Origin of the sequence: Brevundimonas sp. (genome assembly GCF_041648615.1) — a bacterium.
Taxonomy (GTDB): domain Bacteria; phylum Pseudomonadota; class Alphaproteobacteria; order Caulobacterales; family Caulobacteraceae; genus Brevundimonas.
On the sequence record NZ_JBAZOS010000089.1, the window covers coordinates 1 to 2,828 of the forward strand.

A 2,828-nucleotide genomic window follows, 5' to 3' on the forward strand; every position below is an offset into this window, starting at 1 on the left:
AGATCAACGACCAGAGCCATCTGGTCGGAAACGCCCAGACCAACAGCTTCACCATCGACCTCACGGAGACCTCGCTGACGCCCTACACCTCGGGCGGCAAGGCCTGGAGCGCGCGGGGCGGCGGCACGACCTATTTCGCCTTCGAGAACATGGACGGCGACCTCCAGACCCACAGGATCAGCGGCTGCGTGACCGAACGCGTCGGCGCGGAAGCCTATACCGAGGCCGCGCCCACGGGCCCCTCTTCCTGGGTCGGTCGCCACTATCCGAACATCCACGGCACCTGCATCGCCGACGCCATCCGGCCGCTTTCGAGCGATGCGGCGACGATCAAGGCGCAGATCGACGATTTCGAGGCGTCCGGCTCCACGGCGGGGCAGATCGGCATCGCCTGGGGCTGGTATATGGTGTCGCCCAACTGGAACACCCTGTGGCCGTCCAACGGCGCCGCGGCCTACAATTCCGCCGAGACCCTGAAGGCCGTGGTGATCATGACCGACGGCGCGTTCAACACGCCCTACTGCAGCGGCGTCATCTCCCGACAGGCGGGATCGGGCTCGGGGGCCACCAGCGCCAAGATCGACTGCGACGCCACCAACGGCGACCCCTTCACCCAGAGCCGGGCCCTGTGCACGGCGATGAAGGCCCAGGGCGTGGTCGTCTATACGGTCGGCTTCAGCATCACGGCCGGCACCGAGGAAGCCCAGGTGCTGGCCGATTGCGCCTCGACTCCGGCCAATGTCTTCCTGCCCGCCGACGGCGGCGACCTGTCCGAAGCCTTCGCGGCCATTGGCCGGGATATCAAGCAGTTGCGCATATCCCGCTAGAGGCAGGCGGGCGCCGTCATCACCCGACATTAACCAACGTCGGCGATGCTCGCGCCTCAAAAGCCGGATTCTCCTGCCCGGCGACCGGGCTGGATCGACGACAATGGGACGCCGCGCCTCGCCATTCCTTCGCGCACTGAAGCCGTTTCTCCGCCGTCTGCTGTCCGATGCGCGCGGCAATGTCGCCATGCTGTTCGGCCTCAGCCTGCCTGTGCTGATCCTGATGACCGTCGGCGGCGTGGACATCCATCGCGCCTCGACGGTCCGGGTCAATCTGCAGGACGCACTCGACGCCGCCACGCTCGCGGCGGCCCGCTCGCCCTATTCCGAGGACGAGGACCTCCGGGAGGTCGGCCTTGCGGCGCTGCGCGCCAACCTCAAGGCCTATCCGGACATCATCCTGCGCGAGCAGGACACGACCTTTTCTCTCAATGACGACGCCGTGGTGGTCGCCAGTTCCAGGGTCGATGTGAAGACCCTCGTGGCCAACATCTTCCTGCCGCCCTACGGCAAGTTCATGGACGACTATGTGCCGGTCGGAGCCCACTCCGAGGTCAACCGCTCGTCCCGCAATCTCGAGGTCGCCCTGGTCCTGGACATCACCGGCTCCATGAGCGGCAGCCGGATCGCCGCGATGAAGACCGCCGCCCGCGACCTCGTGGACCTCGTCGTGCAGGACGTCCAGACGCCCTATTACACACGGATGTCGGTGGTGCCCTATTCCATCGGCGTGAACATGGGCGGCTACGCCAACGGCGCACGCGGAACTCCGATCGGCGCCCGATCCATCTCGCACCTCGCCTGGGCGGCGGCGGCGGCGAGGGATATCAGAGACATCACCCGCGCCAACGGAGGCGTCGTCACGACCTCGACCGGCCACGGCCTCCAGTCGAACGACTATGTCTGGATCCGCGACGTCGATGGCATGGATGAGGTGAACGACCGCGCCTATCGGGTCCAGAGAATCAATAACAAGAAATTCTCGCTGGAATCCTGGAACGGCTCGTACTGGGCGCCGGTGAACACCAGCGGCTATGACCGCTATGACGGCGACGGCGAGATGCGCCAATGTCTCGTCCCGGACTGTTCGGTCCAGGTGACGGCCCCCGGCCATGGCCTGAGCGACGGGGACGGCGTGTACATCGACGGGGTCAACGGCATGACCGGGATCAACAACCGGCCCTATATCGTCGCCAACGTCACGAACAATACCTATTCGATCGGCGTCAATGGCGCGGAGTGGGGAGCCCACACGTCAGGCGGCTCGAGCTGGTGCGGTCAGGACGGCTGCCAGTGGCGGGTGTTCCACAACATCTACAACACGCTCCGCGCCCAGCAGATCAGCACCTGCGTCACCGAGCGGACCGGCGCGCAGGCCTATACCAGCGCCGCTCCGTCAACCGCCTACGTCGGTCGAAACTATCCGGCGACCAATGCGCCCTGCCCCTCTTCCGTGATCATGCCGCTCTCTTCCGACAAGGCGGCGATGAAATCGCTCATCTCCAGATTCAACGTCACCGGCTCCACCGCCGGCCACATCGGCCTAGCCTGGGGCTGGTACACGGTGTCGTCCAGCTTCAACGCGCTCTGGTCCGACAATCCGGCGGGGGCCGCGAGTCCCAACGAACTGTTGAAAGCGGTCATCCTCATGACCGACGGCGAGTTCAACACCAACTACTGCACGGGCGTGCTGGCCCGGGATTCCGGCAACGGCGGCGAACGGATCAACTGCGCCGCGACCAATGGCGACCCCTTCGACCAGGCCGAAGAGCTCTGCGACGCCATGAAGGCTGAGGGAGTCGTCGTCTATACGGTCGGTCTCGAGCTCAGGGCCGGGGGCGAGGCGGAGGAATTCATGCAATCCTGCGCCACCAGCCCGGATCACGTCTATCTGCCGGCGAGCGGCGGCGACCTGTCCGAGGCCTTCGCCGCCATCGGCCGCGAACTGACCCAGCTGCGTATTTCCCGGTAGCCGCCGGGGACGAGCGAGGCCGCTCAAAT

General features: G+C 65.9%; 1 protein-coding gene and 1 pseudogene. Both read left to right on the forward strand.

Features of this window, described 5'->3' with window-relative positions; translation table 11 throughout:
• Positions 1–827 (forward strand): annotated as a pseudogene (locus tag WC555_RS15605) (pilus assembly protein TadG); the annotation flags it as partial.
• A 103-nt stretch (positions 828–930) separates the two neighbouring features.
• Complete coding sequence (locus tag WC555_RS15610) at positions 931–2,799, forward strand: ubiquitin-activating E1 FCCH domain-containing protein (RefSeq protein ID WP_373255046.1); 1,869 nt, start codon at positions 931–933, stop codon at positions 2,797–2,799.
• The last annotated feature ends 29 nt before the right edge of the window (positions 2,800–2,828 follow it).

Bases quoted from the DNA above. Each gene is read 5' to 3' on its own strand.
- WC555_RS15610 (WP_373255046.1), top strand. From the start codon at position 931: ATGGGACGCCGCGCCTCGCCATTCCTTCGCGCACTGAAGCCGTTTCTC.